The following is a 21642-nucleotide window of genomic DNA, read 5'->3' on the forward strand; positions in this document are numbered from 1 at the left end:
CATGAAAAAGCAATTCACTTATATAGCAGCGGCATTTTTATTTGCAGGAATGCTTACCGCACAAAAGATTGATATTAATGCAATGCCTAAGCCGGGCCCTACCCCAGCCATCAACATTGCCCAACCAAAAACCTTCCAGCTCAGTAACGGACTTACGGTAATGGTAGTTGAAAACAATAAACTTCCAATAGTAAACACGACTCTTTCTATGGACAGGCCTCCTTATTATGAAGGAAATATTGCGGGGGTAAGCGAAATCATGGCGAGTCAGCTTGATAATGGAACCACCAACCTGAGCAAAGATGAATTCAATAAAAAAGTTGACTTTTTAGGAGCAAAACTGAATTTCAACTCAGACGGTGCAGCTTCCAGTTCTCTTTCCAAATATTTTCCAGAAGTACTGGCATTAATGGCTGATGCAATCGTCAACCCTAAATTCTCTGCTTCGGAAATCCAAAATGCAAAAGAGAGGACTATTGAAGGGTTAAAGGCAGATGAAAAAAATGCCTCTTCTATAGCAGCAAGAGTTTCCCATGCTCTGATGTACGGGAAAAACACTTCGAGGGGAGAGTTTCAGACTATTGAGTCTATCAACAAGATCCAACTGGCAGATGTTCAGAATATTTACAACAAATATTATTCACCGGACAATGCTTATCTGGTCATTGTAGGAGATGTAAAATTTGAGCAGATAAAACCATACATTGAAAAAGCTTTTGGAGGCTGGAAAAAGTCAAATACAAAATTTGCAGCATTAGAGCCGGCATCCAATGTTGCCAAAACCGAGATCAATGTTGTAGATGTACCTTCAGCAGTACAATCTGTGTTATCAGTCAGCAATCTTAACAATCTTAAGATGAAAGATCCTGATTATTTTCCTGCTACGATGGCCAACTATATTCTTGGCGGCGGCGGTGAAGCAAGGCTTTTCATGAACCTTAGGGAGAAAAACGGATTTACGTACGGAGCGTATTCAATGCTTACTCCAAGTAAGTATTCTCCGGAATTTTCTGCTCAGACAAGTGTAAGAAATGAGGTAACGGATAAAGCTGTGAAGGAAATGATGAATGAGCTAAACGGGATTTCTACGATAAAATCTGAAGAACTGGAAAATGCTAAAGCAAAATTGAAAGGAGCTTTCATCATGGCTTTAGAAAAACCTGAAACAATAGCAAAATTTGCCCTTAACCAAAAAGTACAGGAGCTTCCTGCTGATTTCTATACCAACTATCTGAAATCCATTGATAAAGTCACTGCATCAGATATTTCTAATGCCGTAAAAACAACTATTCTTCCTGGCCAGAGCAGGATTTTTATTGCCGGTAAGGCATCTGATATTGCAGAAGGGCTTGAGAAATTAGGATATCCTGTAAAATATTTCGATAAAGAAGCCAATCCGGTTACCAAACCTGCAGCCCAAAAAATGGATACCAGCGTAACGATCGGTTCTGTAGCAGATAAATATATCAACGCAATCGGCGGGTTGCAAGCCGTCCAAAAAATCAGTTCGATAACAGCTGATGCCACCACCAAAATCCAGGGAATGGATATGAGTATGAAACTGATCCAGGCAAAAGGGGGAAAAATGATGATGGATATGAAAATGATGGGTAATAGTGTTCAGAAGATTGTTTTTGACGGTAAAGAAGGATATGTAGAGGGACAGGGTAAAAAAATGCCATTAAATGATAAGCAGAAAGCTTCGATGGCTGAACCAGAGCTTTTCCCGGAACTAACGTTTGCAAAATCAGCCGACCTGAAGCTAACCGGAATTGAAAAATACAATAACGAAGATTCCTACGTGGTAAAGGGTGCAAAAAACACATACTATTACAGTGTAAAAACAGGACTGAAAACCGGTGAAATAAAAGCAGGCGATGGAGGTTCTATTCCGACAAGCTTTGCAGACTATAAAGATGTATCAGGCGTAAAACTTCCGTTTACCATTATCCAGAACATGGGCGGAATGGATATCAATATGACCGTGCAATCTTATCAGCTTAATCAGGCAAAGGATTCTGATTTTAAATAAATAATATTCTTTTACAGAAAAGGGCTGTCTTACAAATAAGGCAGCTTTTTTTTCTGGAAAGTTTAAAATTGATGTTCTTTGTATGCTTTCCCGCTTCTAAAAATGACGGTATCAACTCTTTTTTAGCCTAAAAACATTATCTGATCAATAAACTTTTGCAGTTAATTCATATTTACAGACATCTTTTTTTGTTGTTCGGTAAAAAAAGATTAAATTTGCCCATTCAAAAAGATATCAGAATTAATGGATACTATATTTACACTATTGATGGTTCTTATTATGATTGCCAGTATTTTATTGGTAATTATCATTATGGCTCAAAACCCTAAAGGAGGAGGTCTTTCAAGTACTTTTGGAGGAGCATCATCTGCACAGTTTGGAGTACAAAGAACCAATGATTTCATGGAAAAGGCAACATGGACTCTAGGCGGAACTATCATCGTTCTTATCCTTTTAAGCGTTGTGATCACAGGTAAACCATCACAAGTGGCCCCTACCCAGCAGCCCGTTAAAAAAGAAGCTCCGGCAAAACAAAGCACTCCGGCTACTTCTACAACAACTACTCCGGCTACTACACCGGTAGCACCAACTAAATAAGAAAATTCTTATCTCAGATATAAAACAAAAGCAACTCTATCCGGGTTGCTTTTTTTATTGTAACAAACTTGAATTTTCAATTATTTTAATTTGATCTTTTCAATTTTATGGCGGAGCTTCAGACCGGTTTTCAAAAATGAATACTGTACCGGTTTTGACTGGCGGTAATATTTATCAATAAAGATCTGCATGGCCCCATAAAACCTGTCCAGATACACTTCGTCTCTGATAGTGCTTTCTCCTTTATGATGGAGTATGGAAACCTCACCGTAATAATAGTTTTTATATCCATGCTTTAATAAGGTATAGCAAAGGTCTATATCTTCCCCATACATAAAGTAGGCTTCATCCAGGCCGCCAACCTTTTCGTACACGTCTTTCCTGACTAATAAAAAAGCGCCGGTCAACACATCTACTTCTGCAATGGCATTTTCCTCGATATCATTTCTATAATAAGATTTTGAATTATTCTTTCTGAAATTCGTAAACAGTTTTTCAAAAGAGTTGAACATATCAGGAACCGATCGTTTGCTTTCCGGCAAAAAATTGCCCTGAGCGTCATGCATACGTACTCCCATGCCTCCAAAACCTGAATGGGAATCGGCAAAATCCAGAAGATCTTTCATATAGAATCCTTCGAGTTCGGTATCAGGGTTTAAAAGCAATAGATACTCTCCCTTCGCCGTTTGTATGGCTTGATTATTTGCTTTCGAAAATCCCCCATTTGTTTGGGAAGACATAAAACGGACTTCGGGAAATTCGGGAATAAGGTCTCCCCATGAACTGTCTGTGGAAGCATTATCAATTACAATCACCTCATATTCAGTTTCTTTTATATATTTTCGAATAGATAAAAGGCAGTTTCTCAATAACCGGGTAACATTATAATTTACAATAATAACTGACAGTTTCATATTAATTAATCCTTTTCGTTGTAAGGTAACCTATTGATAATCGACCGTCCTAAAGATATTTCGTCCGCATACTCCAACTCGTCCCCTACTGAAATTCCCCTGGCAATACTTGAAAAATTCACATTGAAATTTTTAAATTTTTTGTAAATATAATAAGCCGTGGTGTCTCCTTCCATCGTTGCACTTAAGGCAAAAATAAATTCTTTCACCTTACCTTCATTTAATTTCCTTTCGATACTCGGAATATTTAACTGGCCGGGACCCACTCCTTCCATCGGAGAGATCTTTCCTCCAAGAATCAGATATTTTCCGGTATATTTTCCGGTATTTTCTATAGCAATTACATCCCGCACATCTTCAACAATACAGATCAGTTCACTGGTTCTCTTTTCATTGCTGCAGATCTCACAAACCTCAAAATCTGAGAAATTATGACAGTCTTTGCAATATTTTATTTCATTAACAAGGTTAATCAGGGAATTCCCAAGGCTTACAGCCCGGGAATTAGGTTGTTTTAATAAATGCAATGCTAATCTTAGCGCAGTTTTTCTTCCTATTCCGGGTAATCCTGAAATCTCATCAACGGCTTTTGCCAAAACTTTACTTGGATAATCCATAGTTACAAAAATAGGGATTATAGCTGAAAATTACCTATTGAAAATGTAAACAAAACATTATTATATAGAGTAAATAATCATTTTTTTGTTTTTAAATCCAGGTTTATATTTTTAGGTTTCACTTCAGATGCCACTAAGTTTTTTGAGAATACGGTTATTTTTATTTGAGCTCCCTTGTTTCATCCTGTATCATAAGATATTTTCTTACTAAACGGTGAGGCCATAATAAAATCTTTCAATGAGTTTTTATCCTATGTAACGTTCATTAATGTCTCATTATGATATTTTAACCATTTCCTGACACTTCTAATACCTTATAACTCTAAAAAAACCTTTATATTTGCCGCTCGAATTACATATGAAAAAAATAAACTAACATGGTACTTAACAATCTCAATTATCCACTGGATTTCAAATTCAAAATCACTACCTTAGCAAGCGACTTCAACATTACAGACAAAAACGGGAATTATGTAGCCTATGTGCGTCAGAAAATGTTTAAACTGAAGGAAGATGTAATTGTATTCAATGATGAAAGCAAGTCTAAGGAGCTTTTCAGAATCAGAGCTAATCAATGGATTGATTTTAACGCTTCTTATTCCTTAAACGATATCGTTGATAACAAAAATTTCGGCAGATTGGCACGAAAAGGGATGCGTTCTATCTGGAAAGCGAGCTATGATATCCTGGATGCGAATGACCAACCGAAATTTAAAGTTCAGGAAGACAGTGCCTGGGTAAGATTCTGGGACAGTTTTGTAGGAGAACTTCCCATCATCGGAATGTTTACCGGATATTTTCTGAATCCTTCCTATACTGTAACTGGTGTTGATGGAAAAGCTTATTTTAAATTAAAAAAGATGCCTTCGTTCTTCGGAAGAAGATTCCAGCTGGACAGATTGATTGATATTGATGATGAGGAGGAAAGCTTGGTAATCCTGTCTTTATTAATGATGACACTTCTGGAAAGGGCAAGAGGTTAAAACAATAAAACCACAAAAAAATGAAATACTTTATTATTTTCTTTTCTGCGCTTTTTTTAGTAGCCTGTAAAAAGGAAAAAGAAACAGTTCAGGGTTCTGCTCCTGGCGATTCGCTAAACATTGTTAAAGATTCTGCTGTAGCACAGTCTTCTTCAGAAAAAATTCTGATTGAGACCATTGCTTTTCCCAAAGAGATCAAAGAATGTTCATGTTACTTTGCCAAAACCAAAGCTGATTTTGAAGCTGAAAAATACATCTACGCAGATGATGCCGGAAAAACAGCTTACATGAAACTTGATGGTAAAAGAATGGTGATGAACCTTATCTCATCAAGTGATATGGAAGTAGACGAAGAACTGACCAAAGAAATCGAAAGTAATGATTACAAAATCTCTGTAAAAGGTAAAAAAATAAAGGGTGAGGAAGCTTTATTATTTGAAGGCACTCTGACGATTGAAAAACCTGACGGTAGTGTTGTTACCACACCGATTTACGGAGAATGTGGATGTTAAAACACCCTAAACTGAAAAGGGAAAATAGAGTACAATCGAATCTGATATTTTACTTTTTTCGCTTTTTACGACCCATAAAAAATGCTTCTGTATCCCACAGAAGCATTTTTAATTTTGTAAATTTGGGAAAAATAAAATTCAATGGAGTTATCTAACATAGAACCGCAGATAATCTGGAAAAATTTCTCCAAATTAAATGCAGTTCCAAGACCTTCTAAAAAGGAAGAAAAAGTAATTGCTTTCATCAAAGGATTTGGTGAAAATCTTGGTTTGGAAACCACAGTAGATGAAGTAGGAAACGTGATTATCAAAAAACCGGCTACTGCTGGAATGGAAAACCGTAAATCGGTTGTGTTGCAATCACATTTGGATATGGTTTGTCAAAAGAATAATGATGTGAATTTTGATTTTGAAACGGAAGGAATCAAAATGGAAATCGATGGTGACTGGGTAAAAGCAAAAGGGACGACTCTGGGAGCTGATAACGGTCTGGGAGTCGCTACAATCATGTCTGTTCTTGAAAGCTCTGATATCCCTCACCCTGCTTTGGAAGCATTATTTACAATTGATGAAGAAACGGGAATGACAGGAGCTTTAGGCTTAAAACCGGGGCAATTAACGGGAGAAATCCTTTTGAACCTTGATACTGAAGAAGATGATGAGATTGATATCGGTTGTGCAGGAGGTGTTGATGTGACAATCACTCAAAATTATCCTGTAGAAGCAGCCAACGGACAGATTGTAAGACTTGAGGTAAAAGGATTACAAGGCGGACATTCAGGAATGGATATCCATAAAGGTTTCGGAAATGCCAATATTATCCTGGGAAGAATTCTTTACAAAGGATTGGAAAATCAAAATATCCAGTTACTATCTATTGATGGCGGAGGGTTAAGAAATGCTATTCCAAGAGAAGGAGTTGCTATCGTTTCTGTAAGAAATGCTCAAGAATTCATTGAAGAAGCAACTGCTCTTAAAAAAGATATTCTGGAAGAATTTGCTTCTGTAGAACCGGGACTTCAGATCAATATTGAAAACTCTACTTCTTCAGATCAGGCTATATCAGAAGAGGATTCTAAAAAAGTAATCCTTACTTTAAAAGCTCTTCACAACGGGGTATACAGAATGAGTCCGGATGTAGCAAACCTTGTAGAAGCATCAAACAATGTAGCAAGAGTAGAATTAAAAGGAGGAGAACTTAAAATCCTGAACCTTACAAGATCATCTGTAGATTCTTCTAAATATTCTACCGCAGAGCAATTAAAATCTGTAGCAGAATTAGCAGGAATGAATGTAGTATTCAGTGGTTCTTATCCGGGATGGAAGCCATTGCCTGGTTCAGAGATCGTACAGATCATGGAAAAAATCTACACCGAGAAATTCAATGAAAAGCCTCATGTAGTAGCTTGTCATGCAGGTCTTGAATGTGGAATTATCGGGGCTAATTATCCTAACATGGAAATGGTAAGTTTTGGACCAACCATCAGAGGAGCTCACTCTCCTGACGAGAAGGCCAATATCCCTTCTGCTCAGAAGTTCTGGAGTTTCCTGAAAGATATTTTAGCGAATATTCCTCAGAAATAGAATATTAAAACAACTATATTGAATATCCAAAATCAAAGATTTTGGATATTTTAATTTAAACCATTAAGACATTTTAAACATGAAAAGTATTACCGTATTCTGTGGCTCAAGCTTTGGTACAGATAAAATCTATGAAGAACAGGCTTTTTTACTAGGGCAGACTTTAGCAAAACAAAATATACAATTGATTTATGGAGGCTCCCAAACCGGATTAATGGGAACCATTGCCAACGGGGCTTTAAGTGAAAACGGAAAAGTAACCGGCGTTCTGCCCCATTTTTTACAAGCCAAAGAAATTGCTCATAAAAACCTTACCGAACTGGTGCTCGTAGAAACGATGCACGAAAGAAAAACCAAAATGAATGACCTGTGTGACGGAGTGATCGTACTTCCCGGAGGCTATGGTACGCTGGAAGAATTTTTTGAAATGATTACATGGTCGCAGCTTGGGCTTCATAAGAAACCCATCGGTGTATTGAATATTGACGGCTTTTATGATGATCTGATCAAGCTGGTTCAGAATATGGTCAGTAAAGGCTTTTTAAAGCAAGTTAACAGAGAAATGATGCTCATCAGTGACAATATTGATGAACTGCTTGAAAAAATGAGAACCTATCAGGCTCCGACCGTTGGAAAGTGGATATCGAAAGAGGAAATTTAAATTTACAGAAAGAGGAAGACCTGAAAAGTTTTCCTCTTTCCGTTTCTATAATCTTATTGTTTAGTACATTTGTGATCAGAATTTTCTCACAAAAAAATAAAACCCATGAAAAATGTATTTCTGACGAGCTGTTTTCTGTTAAGCCAGATCACTTTTGCTCAGTATAATTATCCTAACACTCCTGAAAAATCTGTCACTGATGATTATTTCGGAACAAAGATCACAGACAATTATCAATGGCTGGAAGATCTGAAAAGCCCTGAAGTAAAAAACTGGTTCAAGGCCCAGTCAGATTATAGCCATAGCGTTATAGACAAAATCTCCAATCGTGATGTGCTGTATAAAGGGATGAAGCAAATTCAGGAAATGGGTGGTGACACTTTCAGTTATGCCAAGCAGAGAGGAAATTTTTATTTCTATACTAAAACAAAAAAGAACGAAAAGCTCTCTAAACTTTATGTAAGAGATATGACTACAGGAAAAGAAAGCTTACTTTTTGATCCTGAAACCTATAAAAAAAATACCCAAATCACCAATTTCAGCATAGATACGAAGGGAAATCAGATCGCTCTTTTATTCTCAAAATCAGGTGGTGAAATTTGTGAGCTTAAGATTTTAGATGTCAAAACCGGAAAACTCCTCGATGATGTCCTTAGTCCCTTGTGGAGCGAATTTGGATTTGAATTCACCTCAGACGGTAATTCCATCATTTACACCCAAATGAGTACCGGAGATCCGAACAGCAACATGCTTCTGAAAGATATGAAAGCTAAGCTGCATCATATTGGCACCAGCACAGATAAAGATATAGTTCTGGCTTCCAAAGGAGATAATCCGGAACTCAACATGCTGATCGAGCAATTTCCTATGATTGAATTTTCTGATGATTTTAACTATATCCTGCTTAATCTTGGTTCCACAAAATCGGAAAGTCCGCAGTTTTATGCCCCCTACTCGGCTTTGAAGGATAAAAAAATCACCTGGAAACAGATTGTAAAATCTTCAGATGATATTGTTCAGACATTTATTACAGGAGATCAGCTCTTTTTCCTTACCCATAAAAATGCACCCAATTATAAAATAGGAGTTACAAGCTTATTAAACCCGGATTTTGCGCATGCTAAAATACTTGTTCCTGAAAGTAATACGACTTCCATAACCTCTATACAAACCTCAAAAAATTATCTTATTTACTCTGTAAGTAACGGTATTACCCAGGAAAAATATCAGATGGATATGAAAACCTTCGCCATCAAAAAAATTCCTTTACCTGAAGGAGTCAATAATTCTGCACCGCTTAATGCCCGTGAAAATGACGATCTTCAATGCTATAATTTTAATTGGCTGTCTCCTCGTACAGCTTACGAATACAGCCCTGCCAACGGTAAGGTTGTAAAAAGTAAATATTTTAATGGAGACAACAACTATCCTGACTATACTCAATTATACGAAGTAAAAGAAGTAGAAGTAAAAAGCCACGATGGCACCATGGTTCCCCTTTCGATTATTTATCCTAAAAATATGAAAATGGACGGGACTGCTCCCGCTTATATTACCGGCTACGGCGGCTATGGAATATCTTCCGTTCCACGTTTTTCCAATAAATTGGTTGTATTGCTGGAGCAAGGTGTCGTGACCGCTATTGCCCATGTAAGAGGTGGCGGTGAAAAAGGTGAAAACTGGCACCAAGACGGAATGAAATCCAAAAAGCCCAATACATGGAAAGATTTTATTGCCTGCTCACAATATCTTGTTGATCAGAAATATACTTCCCCATCAAAACTGATCGGCAACGGAGCAAGTATGGGTGGTGTACTTATAGGTAGAGCCATCACAGAAAGACCGGATTTATACGGCGTTGCTATCGCTGAAGTTGGGATGACCAATGTACTTCGTTCACAAAACTCTGCTAATGGGGCCAATCAGATTCCCGAGGTGGGAAGCATAAAAGAGTCCGGGGACATCAAACATCTGATCGAAATGGATGTGCAAAGCAAAGTAAAAAAAGGAGTAAAATATCCTGCCGTTCTCGTTCGTACCGGGATGAATGATTCCAGAATTACCCCATGGGAACCTGGAAAATTTGCTGCGAAGCTGCAGAACAGTACCGCTTCAGGAAAACCTGTCCTGCTCTATGTGAATTATGAAAACGGCCATTTCACAAGTGATCTGGATGTTGCCTTCCGTGAATATGCAGATATGTATGCTTTTGCATTATGGCAGGTGGGGCATCCAAAGTTCCAACCGGCAAAAAAATAATGTGAAATATTTATAAAAAAACAAAGCCCGTTAGAGTACAACTCCAACGGGCTTTATATTAAGATTAAAAAATATTTTCTAAGGATAAGGAGCAATTTCCACTTCAAGTCCTTCCATTTCATCTGCTATATGCAACTGACATCCCAATCTGCTGTTGTCTTTTACATGGAAGGCTTCAGCCAGCATCGCATCTTCTTCATCTCCCATCGGTTCCAGACCGGGATCATTAATTACATATACCTGGCAAGAAGCACACATCGCCATTCCTCCACATACACCAATAGTACCTTCTTCTGCCAATTCATAAGAACGAATGATCTCCATTAAGTTCATGGACATATCCGTAGGAGCTATCACATCGTGGGTTACACCTTCTCTGTCGGTGATTTTAATATTAATATCTGACATAATTCTGCAAAATTAGTCAATTTTTTTCACAACAGCCTTCTCTGCTTCTTTACGGCTACCGTCAAATCCGTCTACTCCACTTACCGTTGTATATTTCAATACGAATTTTTTACCAGGATTCAATCTGTTGTAAACACTCTGACACATCAGAGTAGCTTCGTGGAAACCACAGAGAATTAGTTTTAATTTTCCGGGATATGTATTGATATCACCGATGGCATAAATCCCCTCAATATTGGTTTGATAATCAAGCGCATTGTTTACGACAATCGCATTTTTCTCAATATTCAATCCCCAGTTTCCGATCTCCCCCAACTTGGGAGTCAATCCGAATAAAGGAATGAAATAATCGGTTTCAATTTCAAAAGCATCCTCACCATCTTTCTGTACAGTGATCGCTTCTACTTTTCCGTCACCTCTGATACCGGTAACTTCTGCAGGAGTAATTAATTTAATTTTCCCTTCATTTTTCAAATCCTGAACTTTTTCTACAGAATCCAAAGCTCCTCTGAACTCATTTCTTCTGTGGATTAAAGTTACCTCGCTTGCTACATTAGAAAGGAAGATACTCCAGTCAAGGGCAGAGTCTCCTCCACCGGCAATCACTACTTTTTTATTTCTGAAATGTTCAGGTTCTTTCACGAAATATTCAAGACCTTTTTCTTCATAGTCAGCTACGTTGTCAAACGTAGGCTTTCTTGGTTCAAAAGTTCCCAGTCCACCGGCAATGGCAATCGCCTTACATCTGTGAACTGTTCCTTTATTGGTGATTACCTCAAACCATTCATCGTCTACTTTCGTATAGGAAACGGCAGTTTCTCCCAGCGTAAATCCGGGTTGGAACTGCTTGATCTGCTCCATTAAATTATCCACTAATTCTCCGGCATTCACTGATGGATACCCCGGAATATCAAAAATAGGTTTCTTAGGATAAAGTTCCGCCAATTGCCCTCCCGGCTGTGGAAGCGCATCAATAATGTGGCACTTCATTTTTAAAAGACCAGCTTCAAAAACTGCAAAAAGTCCTGTAGGTCCTGCACCTATGATCAATATATCAGTGGTTATCATAATTTAAGATAATTTAATTATACATGTAACTGCAAATTTACTAATTTTAATGCGAAGCATATTTAATTGATTCTAAATAAAAACCTGAGATTTGTCAAATATCTATCAATTAAGATTTTAAATTTGGCAATGTATTTGTAAATGACATACCATGAAGAAAATTTTGAACCTTGTTGCAGTATTTATATTCTTTTTAGGCTCGGCACAGATTGATAATATTGCAGACGGCGAATCGATCACTTTAAGAATTCACTATGGGTTCTTAAATGCAGGGACCGCAAATCTTACAACAAAAAAAACCACTTACAAAGGAGTTCCTCACTTGTATGTAAAAGGTACCGGACAAACCACAGGAGCGGTAAAAGCCTTCTTTAAGGTAGAAGATTTGTATGAAAGCTTCATCAATACAGAAAACGGATTACCTAGTTTCTATGTGAGAAATGTGCGTGAAGGCGGATATCGTCAGCATTTTGAAACGGTCTTCAATCATGATAACAATACTTTAATTTTAACAGATAAAAAGACACCTGCCAATGGTTCCAAAGTTTTGAAATCAGTAAAAGGTGTGCAGGATATGCTTTCATGCTTTTATTATTTGAGAAGTAAAAGCCCGGAAGAGCTGAAAGTGGGAACGGTAATTAATATGAATGTATGGATTGATGATGAGATGTTTCCTTTCCAATTGAAAGTGACAGGAACAGAAGATCTGAAGACCAAATTCGGGACTATTAACTGTTTAAAAATTATTCCATCCGTGAAAAGCGGAAGGGTATTTAAAGAAAAAGAAGGCGTAACGATGTGGGTTTCCAATGATGCCAATCATGTCCCGATGCTATTGAAAGCTGAATTGGCGGTAGGCTCTTTGAAAGCCAGCATTGATGATTATAAGAATGTAAAATATCCGTTAAAGTTTAGTAAGTAATAAGTACTGATTCTAATATTTCAAGCCTGTAAATTGTACAGGCTTTTTTATTTTCATGTAATATACAATTGATATTGATTGTCTTTATAATAGAAGCAGCCCTCAGGAATGTCGTTGCAATGAAGACTTCAGGGCCATAGGAAGCGAAGTATCAGCGTAGGAAACAAGGACACGTGTAAATTTTTCAATAAAATCAGTTTTTAGTTACCGTTTTGTTTCTTAGGTCAGTAATTAAAAACAAAAAACCTCCGGAGCTCCGGAGGTTTGATTTTTTATAGTGTCTTGAATTGCTCCAAGGTTCTGATATCATTTTCAAAGAACATTCTGATGTCGCTCATTTGGTAAAGAAGCATCGTAATTCTTTCAATCCCCATTCCGAATGCATATCCGGAATATTTTTCAGAGTCGATATTCACGTTCTTCAGAACTGCAGGGTCTACCATTCCGCATCCCATGATTTCCAGCCAACCTGTTCCTTTTGTGATTCTGTAATCTGTTTCAGAGTTTAATCCCCAATATACATCGATTTCAGCACTAGGCTCAGTGAACGGGAAGAATGATGGTCTCATTCTGATTTTTGATTTTCCGAAGAGTTCTGTAGTAAAGAATTGTATGGTTTGCTTTAAATCTGCAAAACTTACATTCTCATCAATATATAATCCTTCAATCTGATGGAAAATACAATGAGAACGAGAAGAGATTGCTTCATTTCTGAATACTCTTCCCGGAGATAAAATTCTGATTGGCGGCTGATTTTCTTCCATATAACGGGTTTGTACGGAAGAAGTGTGCGTTCTTAAAAGAATATCAGGATTCTGCTCAATGAAGAAAGTATCCTGCATATCTCTTGCCGGGTGATATTCCGGAAGGTTAAGCGCAGTAAAGTTATGCCAGTCATCTTCAATCTCAGGACCGTCTGCTACTGCAAACCCGATAGATTTGAAAATTTCGATAATTCTGTTTTTTACCAGGTTGATCGGGTGTCTTGAACCCAGTTCCAATGGAAAGGCAGGTCTTGTAAGATCTTCTTTTTCTACAGCAACGGAAGATGCGGAAGAGTTTTTCAAATCTTCTAATTTTACAGCCACTGCTTGTTTTAAAGTATTGATCTTCTGTCCGAATTCTTTCTTCTGGTCGTTAGGAACTTCTTTAAATTTTTCAAAAAAATCATTCAGAACCCCTTTTTTACCGTTGTACTTGATTCGGAAGTTTTCTATATCTTCCTTAGAGGTAGCATTGAAGCCGTTTACTTCGATCAGTAGTTCTTCTATCTTTTCTATCATTATTTTACCCTTTCAAAATGTTTTGCAAAAATACGATTTTTAAGTTGAATAATTAATCCGTAATAAAAAAATCTGCCTCTTTTTCGGGAGGCAGACTTCAATCACTTATTTCACTTAAATAAAAAAATTATTTCTTTTCTAAAGCTTTAACGCTGATCTGAAGAGTTACCTCATCCTTAATCACGCCGTTTTCAGCAGGAGCCTGGAATTTTACCCCAAACTCTTCTCTTTTGATATCTTTCGGCTCAGTCGCTACACTCACTTCCCCATCCTTCACAGAAACATTAGCTTTAAACTGAACTGGTTTTGTAATTCCTTTAATGGTTAAATTACCATCCAACAAGGTATTATAGTCTCCTTCTGTAGCGGGAGTAACTTTTGTAATTTCAAAAGAAGCAGTCGGGAATTTTTCTACTTCAAAGAAGTCACCACTTTTCAGGTGGCCGTTTAATTTCCCTAAATCTTCCGGGCTGTCTTTCAGGTCCACAGAAGTTAAAGAATTCATATCAGCAACGAATTTTCCGCTTTCCAGTTTTCCCTCCTTCACCGTTACATCTCCACTTTCGAACTTAATTGTTCCGAAGTGGCTTGTATTTTCAGATTTAAATACTTTATATCCTTTCCATTCCACTTTACTGTTTAGCGTATCCAATGTGTACTGACTTCCTTCCTTAGTCGTTGTCACTTCATTACTTTCGCTGGTAAGAGGTTTATCTTTTTTACAAGAAACCATCACTGCAGCAATAAATAAAGCAGGAATAGCTAACGAAAACAGTTTTTTTCTCATTTTTGATTTATTTTTATTACTCCCGCTAATATAATAAAAAAAATTGTGTTTTCATAAAAACCTTACATTTGTAATATGCTATTAGAAATAAACAATTTATTTTTCTCCCACACCAAAGACAAACCCCTGTTTCAGAACCTCAATTTAAGGTTTGAAGCCAATAAAATCATTGCCCTTGCCGGCGAAAGCGGCTGCGGAAAATCAACCCTTCTCAGCCTTATTTATGGACTTCTCGATTGGGAAAGTGGTGATATTATTTTTGATGGGACCCGACTGTCGGGGCCTAAAGGAAACTTGGTTCCCGGAGAAGCGGAAATGAAATTTGTGGCACAGAATTTTGATCTTATGCCTTATGCTACCGTTGCTGAAAATGTCGGTAAATTTATTTCGAATATCAATTTAAAACAAAAGAAAGAAAATGTAATGGAACTCCTGGAAGTGGTAGGTCTTCAGGAATTTGCCCATGTACTTCCTAAATATTTAAGTGGCGGCCAGCAACAGCGCGTTGCTATTGCCAGAGCTCTCTCTGTACTTCCCAAGCTGCTTATTTTAGATGAGCCGTTCAGTAATCTGGATTTTCCAAGAAAAATTGAGCTTCGTGAGAGACTTTTCAGATATGTAAAACAACATCATGTCTCGCTGATCATTTCTACCCACGAACTTCAGGATATTATGCCATGGCTCGATCAGATTGTAATCCTTCAGGACGGAAGACTTATTCAGAATGACAACCCTGAACAGACCTATAGACATCCATACAATTCCTATGTTGCCAAACTTTTTGGAGAAGTGAACATCTTCACTGAAGAAGAGATCACTGATTTTCAGCTTAGTAAATTTTCTTATTATCCGAAGGAAATCAAAATTACAGAAACCGGATGTAATGCCGAAGTTATTGAAAGCAGATTTGCCGGCAATCATTACTGGAATAAAGTAAAAGTAAAAAATAAAGTAATAGTAATGTTTACAGATGAAAGATTAGATGGAATGGTAAATATTTCATTTGTTTAAAAACAACATTACATAACCCATACATTTCCTTATACTTATCCATAATTTGTGGATAAAAAAATACAAATGTAAGAACCTGTTTTAAAACTTTTTCTTACATTTGTAGTACACAGCATAAGGAAATTTTTGGTTACTTCTCTTTCTGCCTTCCGGACGGACATTAGCAATCTTGCAATTAAGTCTTTTTGAAAGATTACACTGTCCAATTTTTTCCTTTTCTTATGCCTTTATCACAAAAATTAACCACATAGGCACATAGTTTTTCAATACAAAAGTAGATTCCCTATGTTTCTATATGGTTAATAAAACTCTATTATCTGTGTTTTTAAGCTTTTTTCACGAATTCTGATTTTAAAGCCATAGCCCCGAAACCATCAATCTTGCAATCAATATTGTGATCACTTCCCGGTCTTAATCTGATATTTTTAACTTTCGTTCCAGCCTTTACAGGTTTTGGAGCTCCTTTTACGGGAAGATCTTTAACAACCACTACAGAATCACCGTCCTGAAGTTCATTACCGTTAGAATCCAATATTTTACCTTCATTAGCGGCTTCAGATGCTGCCTCCTCGGGATTCCATTCATAGAAACATTGGGAACACACCATCATGTTATCGCTTGGATAAGTAAACTCGGAACTACATTTCGGACAAAGTACTGTATCACTCATATTTTTATTTTTTTGCAAAGGTAGGGCTTTTTAGAGGTTGCAGTCAAGAGACAACAGGTAAGGCAATAAATAACAGACGTAAACCCTCCGACACAGAAACTCATCAGGTGCAAATTCTTAACTCTCAATTAAAAGTCGTATTTTTGCAGATTCAAAACAGCGAAGCAAATTTATGGAACTTATTCACAGAAACTTAGCGATCGGAATTCACGATGCTTTACAAGAAACATTTTTCGAGAAAAATAAATACGCAGATAAAGTAATCGAAAGACTTTTAAAAGCTAATAAAAAATGGGGAAGCCAGGACAGAGCTGTTGTTTCTGAGATTTTCTACAATATTATCCGTTGGAAGAAACGCCTCGAGTATTATATGGGTGAAGGGGTAAAGCCTAACAATATCTATAAGCTCATTATCGCCTATCTTCTTTGGAGCAAAACCAATTATAAAAAATTTGAAGAATTTGACGGAATTAAAATCGCCGATATTCTTACCAAATTAAAAAAGAACACCGTACCTACAAAAGCAATAGAACATTCTATCCCGGACTGGCTGGCAGAAACACTGGAAAAGGAATTGGGGGCTAACTGGGAGCGAGAGATGATTGCACTGAACGAGCAGGCTCCTACGGTTTTAAGAACGAATTCTTTAAAAACGACCACCAAAGAACTTATTTCGGATCTTTCTGATGAAGGAGTGGCTTCATTTCCGATTAAAAATTATCCGGACGCCGTACAATTGGAAGAGAAAAAGAATGTTTTCCTTACTACGGCTTTCAAAGAAGGTCTGTTTGAAGTTCAGGATGCCAATTCCCAAAAAATCGGATACTTCCTGGATGTAAAAGAAGGCCAGAGAGTAGTAGATGCATGTGCCGGTGCAGGTGGAAAAACACTTCACCTGGCAGCATTAATGCAAAATAAAGGTCAGATTGTGGCATTAGACATTTTTGAATGGAAACTGGCAGAACTGAAACGTCGTGCAAAAAGAGCCGGAGCTCACAATATCGAAACCAGAATGATTGCCGATAATAAAGTCATCAAACGTCTTCACGATAAAGCAGACAGATTATTGATTGACGCGCCATGTTCAGGCCTTGGAGTTTTGAAAAGAAACCCGGACAGCAAATGGAAAATCGATCAGGACTTTATCGACAGGATCAAAAAAGAACAACAACAGATTCTTCAGGACTATTCTAAAATGCTTAAAAAAGGCGGAAAGATGGTGTATGCTACATGCTCTATTCTGCCATCTGAAAATAATAAGCAGGTAGAAGAATTCTTAAAAAACAACCCGGGATTCAAAATGATCAAAGATGAAAAAGTAATGCCAAGTACAGGATACGATGGATTCTATATGGCTCTGATCGAAAGAATTTCTTAATCAGGAACAATATCCAAATCAATATAAAACTACTCTAAAAGGGTAGTTTTTTTATTTTTTATGTTAAAAAAGTGTAACATTTCACCCGTATTTTCTACTTACTGTATAGATTAAACCGCTTTTGATGCACCATAAAATTGTTTTCAGTTTCTTATCCGTTTTTTTATTCTGCCTGATTTCAGCTCAAACCTATGAAATTCAATTTACAAGCTCATACAACGGAAAGACAATAAGTGATCAGCCTTCTACGATAGTCTGGGTTAACGAAAAAGAAAGCTTTATCCTCAACACAGCTATTAAAGAGCACAAAAGCAGCTATCCTTTCGAGATCACCAAGGTAGAGAAACCGTCTAATACCATTACTTCTTATGCATTTTTAAAACCCGGTGAGATCATTTCATCTTCAGATACGGAATCCGTAGGAAAACAGAATTTTGAACACACCAATGACACCAAAAAAATATTGGGGTATCTGTGTAAAAAAGCAGTTACCAAAGTGAATTCAAATACGATTGAAATCTGGTATACGAATGATGTAAAAGTTCAGGGCGGGCCATCTGTTTTAGGTCAAAATCTCGGATTGGTGCTGGAAGTTGAAAGAAATAAAAATTCGGTCATCACGGCCAGTTCTATCAAAAAAATCAAAAATACCGGCATTGAAAATATCATCAAAGGACCGGTACAATCCACAGATCAGCTGGGATATAAAGACCTTCTTTGGAAAAGCAGGTTTACCACATTGAAAATTTTTGAGAATGAAATGATCAATTTTTCTGACGATTCAAAATCTGATCATCAAATAAAAAGATACGCCAACGGAACAATTATCCTAAAGAAAATTCAGTTTCCGTCTATTACGGAAGGTGAAAATATTTTCGTAGAGCTGAAACAACAGTCCAATGGAGATGCTTATGACAGAACCGGAACCGTCTTTTTCATTCCTCAGGATAAAGAGACCTCATTCTTTGACGGCCTGGAGAAAGGAGCAAAAACGCTACCGGTTTTTGAAAACGGAAACGGGAAACAATATTACGGAATTGTTGCCACAGACCAATACAATCCTGCTGTTGAAATGATGAGATTCTTTACTCCTTTTGGAATTCAGAAATTCAATCATATCCAGCTTAAAGATAAAACATGGCAAACTGTAAATCCTTACCGACAGGATATCACAGAATTAAAGCCGTCCTTATCAGGGAAAGAACTCTGGGTTGGAGCTTTCATCGGTAATTATGATAAAGGAGGACACAAGATAAGTCTTGAAATCACCATTCATAAAAGTGACCAGACCGTTTATAAAAACAATACCATCATTCCTTTGTTCAATACGTTAAATATTATGGAAATGGCAGGACAGGACTATTCCACCATGTTTAATCAGGATAAAGGGTTATCCGTAGACTTTACTTTACACAAAGATCTGAAAAATGCCCAGCTGAGATATACAACCACCGGACACGGAGGCTGGGAAAACGGGGATGAATTTGTACCGAAAGCTAATTCTATATTCATTGACGGAAAACAGATATTTTCTTTTATACCGTGGAGAACAGACTGCGGATCCTACAGACTTTATAATCCGGCTTCGGGAAACTTTCCGGATGGCCTTTCTTCATCAGACCTCAGCAGATCCAATTGGTGCCCGGGAACCGTTACCAATCCTGACCTTATTCCTTTGGGAGATTTACAAGCGGGAAAACATACCATTCAGGTAAAAATTCCGCAGGGCCCTACAGAGGGCACAAGTTTCAGCTCATGGAATGTATCGGGGACTTTATTAGGGGTACAATAAAAACAAAACCTTCTTGCATGAGAATTGCAAGAAGGTAAAAACACAAATGATGAAAAAAAATTATTTCGAGCCACAAAGTAAGGGTTAAAATTCATATAATTAATTACCATATATTAATAAATATGTCATTTTTATTTTGTATATATCCCCATTTAATTTCCTTTGGCGAAAAAAATTAATCAAAAACATGGTAATCACTTGAAATAATTTATTTTTTTCTTATTTTAAAACTATTTGATTAAAAATTTTCGCTTTTAAATATTTTTTATTGTTATTTATAAACATCAACTCTACTTTTGTTTCATAAATAATAAAAAATATGTGTGGAATAGTATGTTTATTTGACGCCAAACAAAAAACAGAGACATTAAGGGCTCAGGTATTGGAGATGTCAAAAAAAATCCGTCATAGAGGACCGGATTGGAGCGGAGTTTATCAGGACGAAAAAGTAGTTTTCTCCCATGAAAGACTTGCCATTGTAGATCCTACTTCAGGAAAACAACCCTTATTTACTAAAGACGGAAAAGTAGTATTAGCCGTGAACGGTGAAATCTACAACCATAGAGAATTAAAAGAAGAATTCCCTGATTATGAGTTTCAGACTCAATCTGACTGCGAGGTTATTCTTGCCCTATACAGAAAATACGGAAAGGATTTTGTTGAAAAACTAAACGGAATTTTCGCATTTGCATTATACGACACAGAAAACGATGTATATCTTGTAGCCCGTGATCACATGGGAATCTGCCCGCTGTATCAGGGCTGGGATAAAAACGGAAACTATTATGTGGCTTCAGAGCTCAAAGCACTGGAAGGAGTCTGTAAAAAAATCGAAACGTTCTTACCGGGACACCTGTTATACAGCAAAGATGGAGAAGAGCTGCAACCATGGTACACCAGAGACTGGGAAAGCTTCGATCATGTAAAAGATAACGATACGGATATTGAAACCTTACGAAAAGGACTGGAAGATGCCGTTCACAGACAGCTGATGAGCGACGTTCCTTACGGAGTACTTCTTTCCGGAGGTTTGGACTCTTCCGTGATTTCTGCCATTACTGCAAAATTTGCCAGACAAAGAATTGAAAGCGGTGACACTCAGGAAGCATGGTACCCAAGGCTTCATAGCTTTGCTGTAGGATTGGTTGGCTCACCGGATCTTGCTGCGGCCCAAAAAGCTGCAGAGCACATCGGATCTGTTCACCATGAGGTTAACTTCACTGTTCAGGAAGGATTGGATGCCGTACGTGATGTAATTTATCATCTCGAAACTTATGATGTAACCACCATAAGGGCCTCTACCCCAATGTATCTTTTGGCAAGAGTTATCAAATCTATGGGAATCAAAATGGTTCTTTCCGGAGAAGGGTCTGACGAATTATTTGGCGGATACCTGTATTTCCATAAAGCTCCGAACGCTAAAGAGTTCCATGATGAAACAGTAAGAAAATTAGGAAAACTACACCTTTACGACTGTTTAAGAGCCAACAAAGCATTGATGAGCTGGGGAATTGAAGGCAGGGTTCCTTTCCTGGATAAAGAATTCATGGATATAGCCATGACCCTTAACCCAAAAGACAAAATGATCAACGTGGCTGAAGGAAAGATTGAAAAGTGGGTATTAAGAAAAGCATTCGAAGATCTTCTTCCGGAATCTATTGCATGGAGACAGAAAGAACAGTTTTCAGACGGTGTAGGATATTCATGGATCGACACCCTGAAAGAGGTGGCAGAAAAAGAAGTCACCGATGAAATGATGGCCAATGCGCGATTCAGGTTCCCGCTGAATACTCCGCAAAACAAAGAAGAATACCGATACAGAACTATTTTTGAAGAACATTTTCCGAGCGAGACGTCTGCAGCCACAGTACCTTCTGTTCCGTCTGTAGCATGCTCTACTCCTATTGCATTAGAATGGGATGAAGCTTTCAAAAAAATGAATGACCCAAGTGGAAGGGCTGTAAAAGTACATGAAACGTCATATTAGTTGAAAATGAGAATATGATGTTTACTGTAAATGATTGTGTTTTCTCTATTTACATGGGTTCAGCTTTTACGATCTGAGTTCAGATATATAAAATTTATCGATCCTGTAGCAATACAGGATTTTTTCTTGAATTAACGACAATAATATGGCATAATTTAACTCACAATCAGAAATAAT

General features: G+C 37.3%; 19 protein-coding genes. 12 read left to right on the plus strand and 7 right to left on the minus strand.

Annotated elements, in window-relative coordinates; translation table 11 throughout:
• The first annotated feature begins 1 nt into the window (after position 1).
• Together M030_RS0112770 and secG are read left to right on the plus strand one after the other, a co-directional pair.
• Positions 2-2032: a M16 family metallopeptidase gene (locus M030_RS0112770; RefSeq protein WP_027373862.1), complete on the plus strand. Its 2031-nt coding sequence runs from the start codon at positions 2-4 to the stop codon at positions 2030-2032.
• 243 nt (positions 2033-2275) lie between these two features.
• Complete coding sequence (gene secG / locus M030_RS0112775) at positions 2276-2629, plus strand: preprotein translocase subunit SecG (RefSeq protein WP_027373863.1); 354 nt, start codon at positions 2276-2278, stop codon at positions 2627-2629.
• Between the two features lie 80 nt (positions 2630-2709).
• Here secG and M030_RS0112780 read toward each other — a convergent pair whose 3' ends face one another.
• Both M030_RS0112780 and recR read right to left on the minus strand, forming a co-directional pair.
• Entirely contained in the window at positions 2710-3549 is an 840-nt protein-coding gene (locus tag M030_RS0112780) for a glycosyltransferase family 2 protein (RefSeq protein ID WP_155860247.1), read from the minus strand.
• Entirely contained in the window at positions 3549-4160 is a 612-nt protein-coding gene (recR, locus tag M030_RS0112785) for a recombination mediator RecR (protein ID WP_027373865.1), read from the minus strand. The genes M030_RS0112780 and recR overlap by 1 nt, the downstream gene beginning before the upstream one ends.
• Before the next feature lie 377 nt (positions 4161-4537).
• On the opposite strand from recR, the gene M030_RS0112790 reads away from it, so the two are divergent.
• From M030_RS0112790 to M030_RS0112810, 5 genes are all read left to right on the plus strand, one after another.
• Positions 4538-5143 (plus strand): hypothetical protein, encoded by a 606-nt coding sequence (locus tag M030_RS0112790; RefSeq protein WP_027373866.1) that lies wholly within the window; start codon positions 4538-4540, stop codon positions 5141-5143.
• 20 nt (positions 5144-5163) lie between these two features.
• Positions 5164-5655 carry a hypothetical protein gene (locus tag M030_RS0112795; protein WP_027373867.1) on the plus strand — a complete coding sequence of 164 codons (492 nt, stop codon included), beginning with the start codon at positions 5164-5166 and terminating at the stop codon, positions 5653-5655.
• A gap of 141 nt (positions 5656-5796) precedes the next feature.
• A complete protein-coding gene (locus M030_RS0112800; RefSeq protein WP_027373868.1) occupies positions 5797-7239 on the plus strand; it encodes an aminoacyl-histidine dipeptidase in 1443 nt (480 codons plus the stop codon).
• Between the two features lie 79 nt (positions 7240-7318).
• Complete coding sequence (locus M030_RS0112805; protein WP_027373869.1) at positions 7319-7900, plus strand: TIGR00730 family Rossman fold protein; 582 nt, start codon at positions 7319-7321, stop codon at positions 7898-7900.
• A gap of 105 nt (positions 7901-8005) precedes the next feature.
• The gene (locus tag M030_RS0112810) at positions 8006-10159 is read left to right on the plus strand and encodes a prolyl oligopeptidase family serine peptidase (protein WP_027373870.1); all 2154 of its coding nucleotides are present in this window, start codon (positions 8006-8008) and stop codon (positions 10157-10159) included.
• 78 nt (positions 10160-10237) lie between these two features.
• On the opposite strand, the gene M030_RS0112815 is transcribed toward M030_RS0112810, so the two are convergent.
• Together M030_RS0112815 and M030_RS0112820 are read right to left on the minus strand one after the other, a co-directional pair.
• Positions 10238-10567: a 2Fe-2S iron-sulfur cluster-binding protein gene (locus M030_RS0112815; RefSeq protein WP_027373871.1), complete on the minus strand. Its 330-nt coding sequence runs from the start codon at positions 10565-10567 to the stop codon at positions 10238-10240.
• A gap of 12 nt (positions 10568-10579) precedes the next feature.
• The gene (locus tag M030_RS0112820; RefSeq protein WP_027373872.1) at positions 10580-11635 is read right to left on the minus strand and encodes an NAD(P)/FAD-dependent oxidoreductase; all 1056 of its coding nucleotides are present in this window, start codon (positions 11633-11635) and stop codon (positions 10580-10582) included.
• 151 nt (positions 11636-11786) lie between these two features.
• Between M030_RS0112820 and M030_RS0112825 the strand changes: the two genes are divergently transcribed.
• Positions 11787-12557, plus strand: a complete 771-nt coding sequence (locus tag M030_RS0112825) for a DUF3108 domain-containing protein (protein WP_027373873.1) — start codon at positions 11787-11789, stop codon at positions 12555-12557.
• Positions 12558-12829: 272 nt separating this feature from the next.
• Here M030_RS0112825 and pheS read toward each other — a convergent pair whose 3' ends face one another.
• Together pheS and M030_RS0112835 are read right to left on the minus strand one after the other, a co-directional pair.
• Positions 12830-13840 (minus strand): phenylalanine--tRNA ligase subunit alpha, encoded by a 1011-nt coding sequence (gene pheS / locus M030_RS0112830; RefSeq protein ID WP_027373874.1) that lies wholly within the window; start codon positions 13838-13840, stop codon positions 12830-12832.
• A gap of 127 nt (positions 13841-13967) precedes the next feature.
• Positions 13968-14627, minus strand: a complete 660-nt coding sequence (locus tag M030_RS0112835) for a YceI family protein (protein WP_027373875.1) — start codon at positions 14625-14627, stop codon at positions 13968-13970.
• Between the two features lie 75 nt (positions 14628-14702).
• Between M030_RS0112835 and M030_RS0112840 the strand changes: the two genes are divergently transcribed.
• The gene (locus M030_RS0112840) at positions 14703-15638 is read left to right on the plus strand and encodes a sulfate/molybdate ABC transporter ATP-binding protein (protein WP_027373876.1); all 936 of its coding nucleotides are present in this window, start codon (positions 14703-14705) and stop codon (positions 15636-15638) included.
• Between the two features lie 325 nt (positions 15639-15963).
• Here the strand turns inward: M030_RS0112840 and M030_RS0112845 are convergent, their stop codons facing one another.
• Positions 15964-16308 (minus strand): zinc ribbon domain-containing protein YjdM, encoded by a 345-nt coding sequence (locus M030_RS0112845; RefSeq protein ID WP_027373877.1) that lies wholly within the window; start codon positions 16306-16308, stop codon positions 15964-15966.
• 172 nt (positions 16309-16480) lie between these two features.
• Between M030_RS0112845 and M030_RS0112850 the strand changes: the two genes are divergently transcribed.
• The 3 genes from M030_RS0112850 to asnB all read left to right on the plus strand — a co-directional run bounded on the left by M030_RS0112850 (position 16481) and on the right by asnB (position 21465).
• A complete protein-coding gene (locus M030_RS0112850) occupies positions 16481-17686 on the plus strand; it encodes an RsmB/NOP family class I SAM-dependent RNA methyltransferase (RefSeq protein ID WP_027373878.1) in 1206 nt (401 codons plus the stop codon).
• Positions 17687-17810: 124 nt separating this feature from the next.
• Positions 17811-19478 (plus strand): GLPGLI family protein, encoded by a 1668-nt coding sequence (locus tag M030_RS0112855; protein WP_027373879.1) that lies wholly within the window; start codon positions 17811-17813, stop codon positions 19476-19478.
• A 319-nt stretch (positions 19479-19797) separates the two neighbouring features.
• Complete coding sequence (gene asnB / locus M030_RS0112860; protein WP_027373880.1) at positions 19798-21465, plus strand: asparagine synthase B; 1668 nt, start codon at positions 19798-19800, stop codon at positions 21463-21465.
• Positions 21466-21642 lie beyond the last annotated feature (177 nt).

The organism is Chryseobacterium sp. UNC8MFCol (assembly GCF_000482305.1).
GTDB classification, from domain to species: domain Bacteria; phylum Bacteroidota; class Bacteroidia; order Flavobacteriales; family Weeksellaceae; genus Chryseobacterium; species Chryseobacterium indologenes.